The organism is Salegentibacter holothuriorum (genome assembly GCF_900168045.1).
GTDB classification, from domain to species: domain Bacteria; phylum Bacteroidota; class Bacteroidia; order Flavobacteriales; family Flavobacteriaceae; genus Salegentibacter; species Salegentibacter holothuriorum.
The window spans coordinates 799,006-814,848 of sequence record NZ_FUYY01000002.1 but is presented as its reverse complement, the minus strand read 5'-3'; the positions used below and the strand labels follow the sequence as shown (position 1 = coordinate 814,848).

The window sequence follows — 15,843 nt, the reverse complement described above, 5'->3', positions numbered from 1 at the left end:
GTTTTTAAAACCTGTGAGGTTTTTTATTAGTAATCGTCAAGCTGAACTTGTTTCAGCTTCTAACATGGTATTAGTTTCAATCTGATTAGATCCTGAAATAAATTCAGGATGACGATCTTAAAAATGGAATATGATTTCTTCCTGACAAACACCTACCCATTGAAAACCAAAGAAACGCATATTGTTCCCGCTATAACTGAAAAAATCAGGTTGCAGGAATATGCCGTTTCAATCTTTGTTTCTCTTCCCACCAAAAGTTCGCTTAAAAAAGCTATTAAAAAAGAACTTATCCTTCTAGACGGCCAACCGGCCAAAACTTCAGACTGGATTAAAGAAGGCCAAAAAATAGAACTTCTTGAACCTGAAAAACCTAACAAGAAAGTATTCACCCTAAAATTGGAGATTATTTTTGAAGATGAATATCTGGCCCTAATTCACAAACCCGCCGGAATTCCCACCAGTGGAAATTACTTTAAAACTATAACCAACGCGCTTCCATTTAATTTAAACCCGTCCAACCAAAAAGATGCCTTACCGGCTCCTTTGCCTGTACATAGATTAGATAATCCAACTTCAGGAATATTATTAATTGCAAAAAGTAAAGCTGCGCAGGTGGCTTTAAATAGACTTTTTGAAGAAAAGAAGATCATAAAAAGTTATCACGCCCTGGTTTTTGGAACTATATCAGACTCCCTTCTCTTGAAAAATCCTATTGAAGGAAAAAATGCAGAAACCCAGATTGAAGCTATAAAACATTTTCAGTTTAAAAATGAGAAATTAAGCCTGGTAAAAGCATTTCCCAAAACCGGCAGAACACATCAAATTAGAATTCATTTAGCCGAAAATGGAAATTCAATTGTAGGGGACAAACTATACGGGAAAGCTTCAGAAAGTATAACAAAAAGCGGCTTGTTTTTAGCAGCTACCGGACTGGAATTCAATCATCCTGTCACTAAAAAAAATATGGCTTTTGAGCTTTCGCTCCCAAAGAAATTCAGAGAATTTAAGGAATTAGTTAGGAATACTTAACAAAAATTTACCACAATCATTTACTGTGCCAAAGGCTACCTAGCTTTGTTTTGCCTATTTTTGTAGTAAACCATCCTAATATTTTAGGAATAGGAATTAGAGACAACAAACGTTTCAACCCGGCGTTGAAGTAATTAAATCTTACTTAGTAAAAGTAAACTACCTTGGGGTGAAACTCGAAGTAATTAAATCTTGATTATCAAGTAAAGCAAAATAAGTTTTATGCTTAAACAGCAACTAAATCTCAAGTTATCTCAAAAGCTTTCTCCACAGCAAATACAGCTGATGAAGCTTATACAATTGCCTACGCAAGCTTTTGAGCAGCGTATAAAACAGGAACTGGAAGAAAATCCGGCACTGGAAGATGGTAAATTGGAGGCCAAAGACGAATTTGAGGAATATGAAGACGATTATAATGAAAGAGAACGGGAAGACGAAGGAACCGAATCTATTGAAGCTGAAATAGACGTTGATGAGTATTTAAGTGATGACGAGGTACCCAATTACAGGCTTCAAGCCAACAATTATAGTCCTGATGATGATGAAAAAAGTGTGCCCTATGCTGCTGGAACTTCGTTTACCCAGTATTTAACCACACAGTTAAGCACCCTTAGGTTTGATGAAACCGAAGAACAGATAGCTGCATTTCTGGTAGGCAGCGTAGATGAAAGTGGCTATTTAAGAAGGGAGTTACAGGATGTTGTAGATGACCTGGCTTTTACCCAAAATATTTATACCGATGAAGATTCGGTAGAGAAAGTACTAAAAAAGGTCCAGGAACTGGATCCGGCGGGCGTAGGAGCAAGATCTCTTCAGGAGTGTCTACTTATTCAATTAAGGCGAAAAGAGCCCACAAAAGCTGTAGAATTGGCCGAGGATATCCTTGATCGCTCTTTTGACCAATTCAGCAAAAAACATTATACCAAAATAATTTCCAGGCACGATATTTCTGAAGACGAACTTCGCGAAGCCATAGACGTTATTGAGCATTTAAATCCGAAACCGGGAGGATCTTATTCAGGGAACACAAGAATGGTAGAACACGTAATTCCAGATTTTACCATAAAAATTATAGATGGGGATTTAGAATTAAGTCTTAACGGAAGAAATGCGCCACAGATGCATGTTTCCCGTGATTATAGCGATATGCTAAAAGGTTACAAGGAATCTAAAGAAAAGACAAAAGCCCAGAAAGATGCGGTAATGTTTATAAAGCAGAAACTAGATGCCGCAAAATGGTTTATTGAGGCTATACAACAAAGACAGCAAACCTTAATGGTCACTATGAGTTCTATTATGAATTACCAGAAAAAATATTTTCTATCTGGCGATGAAAGAAACCTTAGACCTATGATCTTAAAAGATATTGCCGATGAAATAGAAATGGATGTGTCCACGGTTTCAAGGGTGGCCAATAGTAAATATGTTGACACACCTTATGGCACCAAGCTCATAAAGGAATTCTTCTCTGAATCTATGAAAAATGATCAGGGCGAAGATGTTTCTACCAGGGAGATCAAAAAAATTCTGGAAATGTCTATTGAAGAAGAAGATAAGCGCAAACCACTTACCGATGAAAAACTCGCAAAGGTTTTAAAAGACAAAGGTTACCCAATAGCACGCAGAACAGTAGCAAAGTATAGAGAGCAATTAGACATTTCGGTTGCCAGGCTTCGAAAAGAGATTTAATGAGATTCCTTTTAAAAAGCGCTTCTTTTATATTTCATCCGTTATGGCTTCCGCTGGCGGCCAGTTTTTTATATTTTATTTTCACCCCCAGATTTTTTCCTGAAGGTATAGTACAGGGAAAATTATTGGCTATTGCGATCCTTACTATTTTTATTCCTATAGTCTTTTATTTTTTATTAAAAAACCTTGGAAAAGCGCAATCCATATTTTTAATAGACGTAAAAGAAAGAAAATGGCCGTTGTTATTCTATGCTATTTTAATCACCATGGTTTTAAACCAGATTTTAAATGCATATAATTACGCCGCGCTTTATTACTATTTCACAGGAGTTCTTTTCGCCACAATATTAGCTTTTGTTATGGTAATATTTAGACTAAAAGCTAGTTTACACATGATGGGGATGGGCGGTTTATTGGTGTTTCTAATTGGTATAAGCCTAAATTTTAAAATAAATTTAGTGTATACTTTTAGTTTTGTAATTCTTGCCCTTGGTCTTACGGCCTCTTCCAGGCTCTATTATAAAGCTCACACGATAAACGAATTACTCTTAGGCCTTTCATGCGGAATCTTAACTCAAATTATAGTACTAAATCTATGGCTATAATATATAGAACATAAGGCCCGCTCTAAACACAGAAATATCTATGCTTTCACCATTCAATGAAGCATCCGGAAATAGTGAGTTAAGACTATAATAAATATGAAAGTTAAACGTATTGTAGCCAAAGGTAAATGTTGCTCCCACCCGGAAACGGTCTAATTCGGGAACATTGGTTTGAACAACCCTGTTATTGGGCTGTACAAAATTGCTTTTAAAATGATAAATATAACCTAGTCTTAGGCCGGTATAAATTCTCCAAAATTTATAAGTTTCAGCCGTAGAAGTACGCCAACGAAATTCTAAAGGTGCTTCAACGAGTTGTGTAGTAAACCTGTTGGTGCTATAATCTATATTATTGGTTAATTCCCTAAAAACACTTTCTCCGGCCTCATCTTCCCCTATAAAAAGGTTTTGGCTGTAGCTATTCAAGGACCAGCCCAAACCAAAAGCTATCGCTACATTTCGCCGTTTATTGAGCGGAAAATCCCTGGTGAAACCGGCGTGAATTCCTCCTGAAAAACCAGATTGGGAAATAGCATTAGGCTTATTACTTATAAGGTTAAAAGTCAAGCCAACGTAAAATTGATCTTCCCGGTACAAGCTATCTATAATAAAAGGAACAGAATCAGGAATACGCGAAAGCTCCTCCTCTACTTCAGTTTGAGCTGACAAGGGAAGACTAAAAACAACAAATAAGCAATAAAGAGATTTGAATAATTTGTTCATTTCCAATCCAAAGATATTTACGTTTAAAGATAAAAAAAACATCCTGCCTAATATTTAAATTTAGACAGGATGTTTTATACAGTTTTGAAAAAATGACCTATTGGCCTTTATTGCATATTTTGTAATGCATCTCCTTCTTTGGTTGTATAGTTGATTTTAAGAGCTTCAGCTTTTCTTAATTCTTGCTTAATGTCTGAAACTAATCCCATATTTGTTTCTTCGTCTACCTTTAGGGCAGTTGTAAGATATGGAATCAACTCTTCTCTCTTAGTTTCTCTTTCTGAAAAGATAAACTGTTGTACTTCACCAACTCCGGCAAATTTATCATTTAATTGGATCCTGGCTTCAGAACCAAATCTTTCCTGATATCTTTGGCTGGGTTTTCCAGCGTAAATGTACATAACGAGATCTTTCTTATCCAGTTTCTCAACTTGATTAGCGAATGGTAGTTTATTTTGTACCATCAACGTATTTTGTCGCATAACGGTAACAACCATAAAGAAGAACAGTAACATAAATACAATATCTGGTAAAGATGCTGTACTAATGGCTGGTTGCCCTTCGCTTTTTTTCTTTTTGAATTTAGACATAATTGAGTCTTAAATTTAAGTTTTAAATTAGGTTATTAACTCTGCGGTTCGGCTTCAGAAAGCTTTTGAGGAATCATATCTTTAATCAATTCAATTCTCTCTTTAAGCGTTTCTTGAGCGCCTTCACTTGTACGCGAGTCGTTAAATTTAGCTTCCATCTCTGTAAAAGTAGTACCAAACAAACGTTGCGCTTCCCTATCTCTAAGTTGGTTATAAGCCGCTACAAGTTCGTTTTGTACTGCGATATAAGTTCCATACTCGGTTCCCCGGTTATTTACCAAAGAGATAATAGCTTTTCGTGGGTTTACAGAAGAACTAGAGCTTCCTTCTCCCTGGCAAAAATCACAAGCTTCATCACCTGTTCCTCCACCATTATCGATAAAATCTACTGCGGCTTGCCTCAGTTCCTCTATCTCCATATCCTCACCTTCTACAAGCAACTGGTTATTACTATTCACCAATACCTGGAAGATATTTCGTTCTTTAATTACCGGTGGATCTTGCTCTTCTGGCTGCCATGGGGGTAGTTTCCTACTAATCCCACTATCTGTCTCAATGGTTGTGCTTACCAAAAAGAAGATTAGTAGCAAGAAAGCAATATCGGCCATAGAACCGGCATTAACTTCTGGTGCTTCTCTTCTTGCCATAATTCTATTTAGTTAATTTTTTAACTCCGGAAATAAACATTGCTAAAATTGCAATCCCTGCTAAGATATAGAAGGTTACTAAACCTGCACTTATCCAATGGGCTGAACTGGCCGAAAGTATATCTCCGTCCTTAAGCGTCATTTGAGATCCGTCTGTAACAAGGTAAGCAATTATAATAACTGCGAGAAACGCTCCAATAGCTATTAATGTATTTTTAATATTTCCTTTAAACAGGCCTTTAATTACGAAAATAGCAACCAAAGCAATAACAATTGCCAATACTAAATATGCAACATACATAAATGGATTGAGCAAACTGGTTTGCAAATCGGCCGAGGCCTCTATAGCATCACCGTCTTCAACTAAGATCCTACCAAGAAGGATAAGACCTATAACGCCGATAACGATGGATACATATTTTAATATTTTATGTAAAGTCATAATTTAATCTGGTCTTAGATTCTTTTTTTGTTTTTGTAAGCCACCAATATATCGATAAGTGTGATAGATGCATCTTCCATATCGTTTACAATACTATCTATTTTAGCGATAATGTAATTGTAAAAAATTTGAAGAATAATAGCCACGATCAAACCAAATACGGTTGTAAGAAGTGCCACTTTAATACCTCCTGCAACAAGAGATGGTTGCATATCACCAGCAGCTTCAATTCTATCGAAGGCAGTAATCATACCAATTACAGTACCCATGAAACCAAGCATAGGAGCAATAGCGATAAATAGAGATAACCAGGAAACATTCTTCTCTAATTGTCCCATTTGCACACCACCGTAAGCTACTACAGCTTTCTCTGCAGCATCAATGCTTTCATCTGCACGATCCAGACCCTGATAGTAAATAGAAGCAACCGGTCCTTTTGTATTTCTACAAACTTCCTTAGCTGACTCTACACCACCACTATTTAAAGCATCTTCTACATTTCTAGCTAATTTCCTAGTATTCGTAGTAGAAAGGTTTAAAAAGATAATTCTCTCAATGGCAACAGCCAAACCAAGAATTAAACATAAAAGAACAATCCCCATAAATGCAGGACCACCTTCTATAAAACGTTTTTTAAGTTCCTGATGAAAACCAAGAGTTTCTTCCCCTGCCTCATCTGCGGCAGCTGCAGCCTCTTCATCCTGTACAAAATTTACAATTGTTCCAGGTAATGTGTTAACATCATTGGCCGCATTTAGGTTTCCGGCTCCAAGCACCATCACCGCGGCGATTACCAAAATAGAAAATAATCTTTTCATTACTGTTTGTCTTAATTTAATTAGTTAAAGGGTTAAAGATATAAAAATAAATTTTTAATAAAAATATAATAATTATTGCAGAGAGGAAGGGATTCGAACCCTCGATACGCTTGTGGCGTATACACACTTTCCAGGCGTGCGCCTTCGACCACTCGGCCACCTCTCTTTTTATTAACGTTTTCTAAACGGTTCGCCAAATAACGAAAAAAAATATACTCCATCAAGCATCTGCCGTTAATTTTATGACATTTCCCCTCTTAATGAAGTTTCAAAGATAGTTTTAAAAACTTTTGGCGATAATTCTTTTCCCAAAAGGTACATTAATTTTGCTACTGCAGCCTCAGTACTTATGTCTTTTCCTGAAATCACCCCTATCTTTTTAAGCTGCACACTGGTTTCATACTGTCCCATTACCACACTACCCCCTATACATTGTGTAACATTTACTATAATTAATCCTTTTGAAATTTTCTTTTCCAGAATATCAAGAAACCAATCATCACTGGGAGCATTGCCACTTCCGTAAGTTTCAAGAACCACTCCTTTTAGTCCTGGTTTAGACAATATATACTCTACAGTTGCCGCATTTATGCCTGGAAATATCTTTAAAACTAATATTTCATTACTAAAACCGGTATGTAATTTTGTTTTTTGTCTTCGGTTGGGTCGCCAAAGCGCATTATGATTCACCGATAAATAAACACCAGATTCAGCTAAGGGCGCATAATTAAGGGAAGCAAAAGCCTGAAAATGCTCTGCATTAATCTTTGTCGTTCTGTTGGCTCTATATAATTTATATTCAAAATAAAGTCCTACTTCAGAAATTACCGGTTTTCCATTTTTTTGTAAACCGGCAATTTGAATACTGGTAATAAGATTTTCTTTAGCATCTGTTCTAAGGTCTCCAATAGGCAATTGAGATCCTGTGAAAATTACGGGTTTAGTAAGATTCTCAAACATAAAACTTAAGGCTGATGCGGTATAAGACATGGTATCACTTCCATGCAATACCACAAAACCATCGTAAGCTTCAAAATTTTCGTTTATAGTATTTGCTACCTTAACCCAACATTCCACATTCATATTAGAGGAGTCCATAGGGTCATCAAAACTTAACGCATCAATTTCGTGCTCCAGAATTTTTAGCTCTGGGATATTCTGTAATAATTCATTAAAATTAAAAGCTTTTAGGACTCCGGTATCATAGTCCTTTATCATCCCAATAGTTCCACCGGTGTATATTAGAAGGATTTTAGCTCTTTTCTTCATAAATCGCTTCTTTATTAATTACCGGATTTGCATACATTAATAAATAACTATTGAGCTCCAGGGGATTTTTAACATCTACTCTTCTGTTAAGTCGGCGTTCAAATTGTCTCTTTTCTTTATCTGAATATTTCCCAGCATAGGTTTCTGAGTTTTTCAGCAAATCGAATGCGATATAATTAGCCGGCCATAATTTGTAATTCTTATAAATATGTTCGTCTATTTTTGAAGCTACCGCTTTCAATTGCGCGTTTATAGAAGTGTGTGTTTTCTCAATTTCTTCAAAAACTTCTTTTCCAAGAACTTCTCCAGCATTAATATGAATACGCCCTTTATTACCAAGTGCACCTTGCATAATAGTGTTAAAATCTTCATTAGCCGATTTTACATATTCCTCTTTCATTCTCTTGGCAAGAATTTCAGGCATTTTTAGAATATCTGTGGGATCAAATTCATAAGAAATCGCTACCGGAACAATTTTAAGTTCAGTAAAATATTCGGCAAGGCTCTTTTTGCCTTTAGCCATGCCAAGCATTTTTAGTACGCCTTGCTGGGTATAGTCGCTTCCATCTTTGGTTCTACCCTCTCTTTGCGCCATCCAAACCGACCGGCCATCTTCTAGCAGTAATTTTTTAATATATTCTGAAAGCACCATGGAACTTTTCAGCATTTCGCGGGGACTAATTCCGCGTTTTACCAGGAAATTCCTGTTTAAACGAGATAAAGCCATTAAAAAAGACTTTTGCACCAAATTATCTCCAATAGCCGAAGCCGTCATTATTAAATCCTGCTCATACAGTGTAGTGTTCAATAAGCAAGTATCCAGAATAATATCGCGATGATTAGACATGTAAAAATAAGCCTGGTCGCTATTTAATTTATCAAAACCGCTATAGGTAAGTCCTTCAGTACTTTTTTCAATAACCTTTAATACCGAATTATAAATCACCTTAGACTGAAAATCTCTAATAGAATGGCAAGTTCCCAGGATAGCAGCAATTTCTTCTGAATTTTTCTCAGGAAAAGTAAATTGCAGAAGCGTCCTCACCATAGGGTGCTCTTTAAACTCCATCAAGGCAGGTTGCACCTCTTCATCTTTATAAAACCTTATGTTTTCGAATTCTTTCACGCAAATTGTATTAGCTAGGCAAATGAACAAATTTTAATCTTAACCTACTTTATATCCCAAATATATCTTTTGAATTTTGGGTGGTTATTTCAGCAATTTCAGCTAGTGGTTTTTGATAAATCTCAGCAATTTTTTTCGCTATATTCAAAAGATATTCAGGTTGATTCCGTTTTCCACGAAATGGCGATGGTGATAGATAAGGCCCATCTGTCTCCAAAACAATATCTTTTAAAGGAATTTCATTCAGAAACTTATCTAATTTCCCGTTTTTAAAAGTGACCACACCGCCAATTCCAAGTTTTAAATTATAGGAAAGCGCCCTTTTGGCTTGCTCCAGGTTTCCGGTAAAACAATGAAAAATCCCAAAAAGATCGTCGCTCTTTTCCTCTTCCAAAACATCAAAAACCTCATCAAAAGCTTTTCTACAATGAATTACAATTGGAAGTTTATGTTTCTTAGCAAGTCTAATCTGTCTTCTAAAAGCCTCCTGTTGAATTCCTAAAGTGCTTTCATCCCAATACAAGTCTATACCAATTTCTCCTACGGCATAAAATCTTCTTTGTCCAAATTGCTCTTCAACATGTTTTAATTCATCTTCAAAATTTTCCTGAACATGAGTAGGATGCAAACCCATCATTAGAAAAACGTTTTCTGGATAACGCGCTTCAAGCTCATACATAGCCTGTGTAGTATCAGAATCTATTGCGGGAAGAAAAAACCGCTCGATATTCTGCTTAAAAGCGTTTTCTATAAGCTCATCCCTATCATCTTCGTAATCTTCGCTATAAAGATGTATGTGTGTATCGGTTAAAGTCATAAAAGCAAAAATAATTTATTTTGAAGACCTATCTTTGTGAAAAATACAAAGAATGTCATCTTTAAAAAAATTGCTCAAAGAAAAAGGCTTTAAGCGCATAAAGTTAAAATATACAAAAACCCAACATCTTGAATTGGTAGCTAAAATTAATAGTATTGAAGGAAACTTTATTCTGGATACCGGAGCTTCCAGTACTTGCGTAGGTCTTGAAGCCGTAGAGCACTTTAAACTTCTTGCCGAAGACAGCGACATAAAGGCTGCCGGGGCCGGGGCAACAAATATGCTCACACAAATTGCCCAAAAAAACCAAATTGAAATTAAAGGCTGGAAAAAGAAAAAAGTAGATCTGGTACTTTTTGATTTAAGACATGTAAATGAAGCCCTTATAAACCACGAAGCCGAAAAGGTGCATGGGATTATTGGCGCAGATCTTTTAAAGAAAGGAAAAGCCATTATAGACTACAAAGCACCGGCGCTTTACTTAAAGTAAGTTTCAAAAGGGGGAATTATCCCCTTGACCTGCGACTGTATACTTTCTAAATTTGAGGTAATTAATGTTAGAAGAATGTCTAGTGTGTCAAAAAATAAATTTCAGCATAATTTCCTATATATCTTATTAGGGATTTTTGTGGTATGCGTTTTATCTTTGAACATACTCAATTTATTATTATTTTAATTTGTTGTTTATATGATCAAAAAAGGGTAGCTAATTAGCTACCCTTTTTTATTAATCATTATCTTTTATTAAAGCTCAAGAGCTCTTTTTACATCGTTATCCATCAATAATTCTTCTGGATTTTCTACAGCTTCTTTGATCGCAACAAGGAAACCTACAGATTCTTTACCATCAATAATTCTATGGTCGTAAGAAAGCGCTAAATACATAATAGGACGAATCTCTACATGCCCGTCTATAGCAACAGGGCGCTCTACAATATTATGCATCCCTAAAATTGCACTTTGTGGAGGATTAATAATTGGAGTAGAAAGCATAGAACCAAAAACTCCACCATTAGTAATAGTAAAAGTACCACCGGTCATTTCATCTACAGTGATTTTACCATCGCGAGCTTTTAAAGCAAGGCGCTTAACCTCATCTTCAACACCTCTAAAGCTTAAGTTTTCAGCATTTCTAATTACAGGCACCATTAAACCTTTTGGTCCTGAAACTGCAATACTGATATCCTGATAATCAAATTTTATTTGATGATCGCCATCTATCATGGAGTTCACATCTGGAAACTGCTTTAAGGCTCTTACCACTGCAAGCGTAAAGAAAGACATAAAACCTAGACTTACACCGTGCTTCTCTTTAAACTCTTCTTTAAACTTTTTTCTTAAATTGAAGACAGGCTGCATATCTACTTCGTTAAAAGTAGTAAGCATTGCGGTATCATTTTTAACTGAAACCAAACGAGAGGCTACTTTTCTACGAAGCATAGACATTTTCTTGGTAGACTCCCCACGTTTTCCTTTACCCGGGCTACCCATAGAAGCTTTTGCCTGTACTGCATCTTCTTTAGTGATACGACCGTCTTTGCCGCTACCTTCTACATTTTTCTTATCAATTCCTTTTTCATCAAGGATCTTTTTTGCTGCAGGAGAAGGACTTCCTTTTGCGTGAGAATCTTGTTTTTGCGAAGGTGTTGAAGATTTAGAAGGCTCTTCGGTTTTAGCCTCTGCCTTATCCTTATCTTCTTTTTCCTTTTTATCTGAAGAATCTTCTTCTTTATCTTTGGACTCTTTTTTATCGTCATCTCCACCCGGCTTTTCTGCTTCGGTATCAATAAGACAAACCACCTCACCTACGGCCACAGCATCACCTTCTTCTGCTTTAAGCGTAATAATCCCGCTAGCTTCAGCCGGAAGCTCCAGAGTAGCTTTATCGCTATCTACTTCGGCAATTGCCTGATCTTTTTCTACATAGTCTCCATCTTCAACTAACCACTCGGCTATTTCAACTTCGGTAATAGATTCTCCCGGAGAAGGAACTTTCATTTCTAAGGCCATGATTTTTATTTTTATTTAAAGTTTCCGCCAGGCGAAAACATTGAATTCGTTATTTATAATTTATTAATTTTCTACTGTTTTATCAAAAACACTTGCAATCACCTTTTCGTGACGCTTCTTAAATCTTACAGAACTTCCGGCAGCCGGAGAACCATAGAATTTCCTGCTACAAACCCTAAAGTTTTTAGCTTCATCAAAATGCAGTAACATATGGCCGTAAGCCCCCATATTTCTAGGTTCTTCCTGAGCCCAAACTACATCATCTGCATTTTTATATTTTTTGATCGCTTTTTTCATTTTTTCCGAAGGTAGCGGAAACAATTGTTCCACACGCACCAACGCTACATCATCACGATCGTTCTCTTCTTTAAATTCTAATAAATCGTAGTAAAATTTACCGGTACAGAACACTAAGGTTTTTACATCTTTAGCTTTTGCCTTTGGATCGTCAAGCAACGGTTGGAAGCTTCCGTTAGAGAAATCTTCTTTTGTTGAAATTACTTTAGAATGTCTTAATAAACTTTTTGGCGTAAAGATCACTAAAGGTTTTCTAAACCCGGCTTTCATCTGCCTACGTAAAATATGAAACATATTAGCAGGCGTAGTTACATCTGCCACATACATATTATCTTTAGCACAAAGCTGAAGAAAACGCTCCATTCTCGCCGAAGAGTGTTCTGCTCCCTGACCTTCATAACCATGAGGTAAGAAAAGTACTAAACCGTTTTGCAATTTCCACTTATCTTCTGCAGCAGAAATATACTGATCTATCATTATTTGTGCGCCATTTACAAAGTCTCCAAACTGAGCCTCCCAAATAGTTAATGTTTTAGGACTTGCCATGGCATAACCGTAGTCAAAGCCCATAACACCATATTCTGAAAGCGGAGAGTTATACACAAAGAAATCGCCATCCCTACCCTCTATATTATTATGTAAGATAATTTCTTCTTCACTATCCTCTACTTTAACTATCGCGTGGCGGTGGGAAAAAGTTCCTCTTTCGCTATCCTGACCACTAATTCTGATATTAAAACCTTCTTTTAAAAGCGAACCATAGGCCAAATGCTCTCCCATAGCCCAATCTAACCTATTGTCTTCAAAATATTGCTTATTACGTAGCTCTACAATCTTTCTTACCTTACGCATAAACTTTTTATCCTCCGGTAATTTAGAAATAGCATCGGCAACCAGATCCAGATCTTCTATTTTATAAGTGGTATCTATATCTTTGATCATTTCGTCTTCAAAGACATTGTCAAAACCCTCCCATTCATCATGCATAAACGGGGTGATTCTTGTGGTTTTTTCCTTTTTAGAATCTTCAAGGTTTTCTTCAAGATCTGCTTTATATTCCTCTTCAAGCTTTGTGAGGTAATCACCATCAATTACATTGGCTTCCTTTAATTTTTTAGCATAAATATCTCGGGCATTTTCATGTTTGGAGATAGCTTTATACAATTTAGGTTGCGTAAATTTGGGTTCATCCCCTTCATTGTGGCCATATTTTCTGTAACCCAATAAATCTATAAACACATCACGCTTAAATTTCATTCTAAAATCTAGCGCAAATAACACTGCGTGTACTACCGCTTCAACATCATCTGCATTTACATGTAAAACGGGAGAATGTGTTACTTTCCCTACATCTGTACAATATGTTGAAGAACGGGCATCTAAATAATTTGTAGTAAAACCTATCTGGTTGTTTACTACAATATGTATTGTCCCCCCGGTTTCGTAGCCTTCTAGCTGAGCCATTTGTACCAGCTCATAAACAACGCCCTGCCCTGCAATAGCGGCATCTCCATGCACCAAAATAGGCAATACCTTCATATTGTCACCACCGTAGTGCCTGTCTTGCTTAGCTCTAGATATTCCCTGCACCACCGGGCCAACTGTTTCCAGGTGAGAGGGGTTTGGGGCAATATTTATATTTATTCCTTTTCCATTATCGGTAAGTCGGCAAGAAGTCCATCCAAGATGATATTTTACATCTCCATCAAAAATATCCTGTTCGTAATCTTTCCCGTCAAACTCGCTAAAAATATCTTTTGCACTTTTTCCAAAGATATTGGTAAGAGTATTTAATCTCCCTCTATGAGCCATACCCATTACAAAATCTCTCACACCATAGTCTGATGCTTTCTCAATAAGTACATCTAAAGCAGGAATTAAGCTTTCGCCACCTTCTAGTGAGAAACGCTTTTGCCCTACATATTTTCTATGTAAAAATGATTCAAAAGAAACTGCCTGATTTAATTTTTTCAGGATTTTCTTCTTTTCCTCATCATTAAAGTTGGGATGATTTTCGTTTTTATTTAATTTATCCTGAATCCATTTAATCTCTTCCGGTTTCCGAATAAACATATACTCAATCCCGATAGATTCACAGTAAATTTTTTCAAGATGGGCTATGATATCGCGAAGACTGCTTGGGCCCATACCCAGCATATCCCCTGCGTTAAATTTTGTATCAAGGTCACCTTCTTCCAGCCCAAAATTATCAATATCCAGGGTTGGACGGTATTTGCGACGTTCCCTAACCGGGTTTGTTTTTGTAAATAAGTGCCCGCGAGTTCGGTAACCGTCTATAAGACGTATCACTCTAAACTCCTTCACTACGTGCTCTGGAATTTCTCCTTCCTGAAAGTTTACAGGAGCCTCTTGCATGTTTTCTGCAGAAACACCGTTTTGTTGCATTCCAAAGTCAAAACCTTGAAAAAAAGCCCTCCAACTGGGCTCTACACTATCGGGGTACTGAAGATATTGATCGTAAAGTTCGGCAAAATATGCTGTATGTGCAGCATTTAGAAATGAAAATCTATCCATAGTTTGAAACTAATGTTTCTTTTAAGTGTAAAACTAAGCAAAAATACAATTTTAAAAAAAAGAGCCTGTAGTAAACCATAGAATTATCCTATGAATTATAAGAAGTTTAACATAGTAAAAACTTCAGGAAGCAGCTAAAAATGTGTATTGCTTATAAATCTACAGGTATAAGCCCTTAAATATTAAGAATCTCTTAATCTCAATCTTTTAAAAAATTAGACTGTACGATTCATTAGCATTTCTCCAAATTGCCTTAACGGACGCTTTTTCTCCTCAGAAATTTCAATTTCATCAAGTACTCTAAAAGCCTTCTCCGTATATTTTTCTATTTCAAGTTTTGTTAAAGCCGCAGCACCACTATTTTCAAAAAGGGTTTTTACTGCTTCAATTTTACCGGAAGTTTCAGCAGGACTTATGGTATATAAATGCTCTAATTGGCGCGCCTCACTTTTACCGGAAGTCTCCAGGGATTTCAAATAAAGAAAAGTCTTCTTGTTTTCAATAATATCTCCCCCGGGCTGCTTACCAAAAGTCTCAGGATCTCCAAATGCGTCTAAATAATCATCTTGAAGTTGGAAAGCAATTCCTAATAAGCGTCCAAATTCATACACCGCTTCTTTACATTGTGTAGAGGTGTTTGCCACAATTGCACCCATTTGCAAAGAAGCCCCAACTAGTACGGCTGTTTTATACTCTATCATTTTAAGATAATCCTCAATAACAACATCGTCACGAGACTCAAAGTCTATATCATATTGCTGGCCTTCACAAACCTGGATTGCAGTTTTAGTAAACAATTTTGCCAGTTCTTTAAAGGTATCACTGTCGTAACTTTCAAAAAGCTGATAAGCATTTATCAACATGGCATCACCAGATAAAATCCCGGTATTAACATCCCAGCGCTCGTGCACAGTCTCTTTTCCCCGTCTTAAAGGTGCATCATCCATAATATCGTCATGAACTAAAGAGAAATTATGAAATATCTCTATAGCAAGAGCGGCATCCAGAGATTTCCTATAATCGGCTTCAAAAATTTCAGTAGACATAAGCACCAATACTGGCCTTAAACGTTTCCCTCCAAGTTCAAGAATGTAGCGCATAGGATCGTAAAGGTTTCGAGGCTCTTTTATCTGTACTTTAAGATCTAAATATTCCTGAAAAGCTTCTCTGTATTGAGAAATAGACTTCATACCAAAAATTTTTCCGGCTAAAATACATAATTGAAGGTATTTCAAATTCGTTAAGC

General features: G+C 36.4%; 15 protein-coding genes and 1 tRNA gene. 4 read left to right on the top strand and 12 right to left on the bottom strand.

The genetic code is table 11. The features are described from left to right. The first annotated feature begins 108 nt into the window (after nt 1–108). From B5X51_RS08040 to B5X51_RS08030, 3 genes are all read left to right on the top strand, one after another. Complete coding sequence (locus tag B5X51_RS08040; protein WP_245828717.1) at nt 109–1,029, top strand: RluA family pseudouridine synthase; 921 nt, start codon at nt 109–111, stop codon at nt 1,027–1,029. A gap of 222 nt (nt 1,030–1,251) precedes the next feature. Then, the gene (rpoN, locus tag B5X51_RS08035) at nt 1,252–2,718 is read left to right on the top strand and encodes an RNA polymerase factor sigma-54 (protein ID WP_079720628.1); all 1,467 of its coding nucleotides are present in this window, start codon (nt 1,252–1,254) and stop codon (nt 2,716–2,718) included. Continuing rightward, complete coding sequence (locus tag B5X51_RS08030; protein WP_079720627.1) at nt 2,718–3,323, top strand: hypothetical protein; 606 nt, start codon at nt 2,718–2,720, stop codon at nt 3,321–3,323. The genes rpoN and B5X51_RS08030 overlap by 1 nt, the downstream gene beginning before the upstream one ends. Here B5X51_RS08030 and B5X51_RS08025 read toward each other — a convergent pair. The 9 genes from B5X51_RS08025 to B5X51_RS07985 form a co-directional block, all read right to left on the bottom strand. Further along, entirely contained in the window at nt 3,318–4,046 is a 729-nt protein-coding gene (locus B5X51_RS08025) for a porin family protein (RefSeq protein WP_079720763.1), read from the bottom strand. The genes B5X51_RS08030 and B5X51_RS08025 overlap by 6 nt on opposite strands. A 107-nt stretch (nt 4,047–4,153) precedes the next feature. After that, on the bottom strand, nt 4,154–4,636 hold the full coding sequence (locus B5X51_RS08020; RefSeq protein ID WP_079720626.1) for an ExbD/TolR family protein: 483 nt from the start codon (nt 4,634–4,636) through the stop codon (nt 4,154–4,156). Between the two features lie 35 nt (nt 4,637–4,671). Then, nucleotides 4,672–5,283 carry an ExbD/TolR family protein gene (locus B5X51_RS08015; protein WP_079720625.1) on the bottom strand — a complete coding sequence of 204 codons (612 nt, stop codon included), beginning with the start codon at nt 5,281–5,283 and terminating at the stop codon, nt 4,672–4,674. 4 nt (nt 5,284–5,287) lie between these two features. Beyond that, nucleotides 5,288–5,725, bottom strand: coding sequence for a hypothetical protein (locus tag B5X51_RS08010; RefSeq protein ID WP_079720624.1), 438 nt, complete (start codon nt 5,723–5,725; stop codon nt 5,288–5,290). Between the two features lie 14 nt (nt 5,726–5,739). Next, entirely contained in the window at nt 5,740–6,543 is an 804-nt protein-coding gene (locus B5X51_RS08005) for a MotA/TolQ/ExbB proton channel family protein (RefSeq protein WP_079720623.1), read from the bottom strand. 78 nt (nt 6,544–6,621) lie between these two features. Then, nucleotides 6,622–6,709, bottom strand: a tRNA-Ser gene (locus B5X51_RS08000). A gap of 74 nt (nt 6,710–6,783) precedes the next feature. Continuing rightward, on the bottom strand, nt 6,784–7,812 hold the full coding sequence (locus B5X51_RS07995) for an asparaginase (protein ID WP_079720622.1): 1,029 nt from the start codon (nt 7,810–7,812) through the stop codon (nt 6,784–6,786). Then, nucleotides 7,796–8,938 (bottom strand): 1-acyl-sn-glycerol-3-phosphate acyltransferase, encoded by a 1,143-nt coding sequence (locus B5X51_RS07990; RefSeq protein WP_079720621.1) that lies wholly within the window; start codon nt 8,936–8,938, stop codon nt 7,796–7,798. Before B5X51_RS07990 ends, B5X51_RS07995 begins: the two co-directional genes overlap by 17 nt. Before the next feature lie 49 nt (nt 8,939–8,987). Further along, nucleotides 8,988–9,755, bottom strand: a complete 768-nt coding sequence (locus tag B5X51_RS07985) for a TatD family hydrolase (protein ID WP_079720620.1) — start codon at nt 9,753–9,755, stop codon at nt 8,988–8,990. 52 nt (nt 9,756–9,807) lie between these two features. On the opposite strand from B5X51_RS07985, the gene B5X51_RS07980 reads away from it, so the two are divergent. Continuing rightward, nucleotides 9,808–10,245, top strand: coding sequence for a retropepsin-like aspartic protease (locus B5X51_RS07980; RefSeq protein WP_079720619.1), 438 nt, complete (start codon nt 9,808–9,810; stop codon nt 10,243–10,245). A 254-nt stretch (nt 10,246–10,499) separates the two neighbouring features. Here B5X51_RS07980 and odhB read toward each other — a convergent pair whose 3' ends face one another. The 3 genes from odhB to B5X51_RS07965 form a co-directional block, all read right to left on the bottom strand. Next, entirely contained in the window at nt 10,500–11,765 is a 1,266-nt protein-coding gene (odhB, locus tag B5X51_RS07975; protein ID WP_079720618.1) for a 2-oxoglutarate dehydrogenase complex dihydrolipoyllysine-residue succinyltransferase, read from the bottom strand. A 63-nt stretch (nt 11,766–11,828) separates the two neighbouring features. Further along, nucleotides 11,829–14,597, bottom strand: a complete 2,769-nt coding sequence (locus tag B5X51_RS07970; RefSeq protein WP_079720617.1) for a 2-oxoglutarate dehydrogenase E1 component — start codon at nt 14,595–14,597, stop codon at nt 11,829–11,831. A gap of 215 nt (nt 14,598–14,812) precedes the next feature. Then, on the bottom strand, nt 14,813–15,787 hold the full coding sequence (locus B5X51_RS07965) for a polyprenyl synthetase family protein (protein WP_079720762.1): 975 nt from the start codon (nt 15,785–15,787) through the stop codon (nt 14,813–14,815). Between the last annotated feature and the right edge of the window lie 56 nt (nt 15,788–15,843).

Coding starts and splice junctions, on each gene's coding strand:
- B5X51_RS07970 (WP_079720617.1), bottom strand. CDS start 14,597: ATGGATAGATTTTCATTTCTAAATGCTGCACATACAGCATATTTTGCC.
- B5X51_RS07995 (WP_079720622.1), bottom strand. CDS start 7,812: ATGAAGAAAAGAGCTAAAATCCTTCTAATATACACCGGTGGAACTATT.
- B5X51_RS08030 (WP_079720627.1), top strand. CDS start 2,718: ATGAGATTCCTTTTAAAAAGCGCTTCTTTTATATTTCATCCGTTATGG.
- B5X51_RS08005 (WP_079720623.1), bottom strand. CDS start 6,543: ATGAAAAGATTATTTTCTATTTTGGTAATCGCCGCGGTGATGGTGCTT.
- B5X51_RS07985 (WP_079720620.1), bottom strand. CDS start 9,755: ATGACTTTAACCGATACACACATACATCTTTATAGCGAAGATTACGAA.
- B5X51_RS08015 (WP_079720625.1), bottom strand. CDS start 5,283: ATGGCAAGAAGAGAAGCACCAGAAGTTAATGCCGGTTCTATGGCCGAT.
- B5X51_RS08040 (WP_245828717.1), top strand. CDS start 109: ATGACGATCTTAAAAATGGAATATGATTTCTTCCTGACAAACACCTAC.
- B5X51_RS08010 (WP_079720624.1), bottom strand. CDS start 5,725: ATGACTTTACATAAAATATTAAAATATGTATCCATCGTTATCGGCGTT.
- B5X51_RS07965 (WP_079720762.1), bottom strand. CDS start 15,787: ATGAAGTCTATTTCTCAATACAGAGAAGCTTTTCAGGAATATTTAGAT.
- B5X51_RS07980 (WP_079720619.1), top strand. CDS start 9,808: ATGTCATCTTTAAAAAAATTGCTCAAAGAAAAAGGCTTTAAGCGCATA.
- B5X51_RS08020 (WP_079720626.1), bottom strand. CDS start 4,636: ATGTCTAAATTCAAAAAGAAAAAAAGCGAAGGGCAACCAGCCATTAGT.
- odhB (WP_079720618.1), bottom strand. CDS start 11,765: ATGGCCTTAGAAATGAAAGTTCCTTCTCCGGGAGAATCTATTACCGAA.
- rpoN (WP_079720628.1), top strand. CDS start 1,252: ATGCTTAAACAGCAACTAAATCTCAAGTTATCTCAAAAGCTTTCTCCA.
- B5X51_RS08025 (WP_079720763.1), bottom strand. CDS start 4,046: ATGAACAAATTATTCAAATCTCTTTATTGCTTATTTGTTGTTTTTAGT.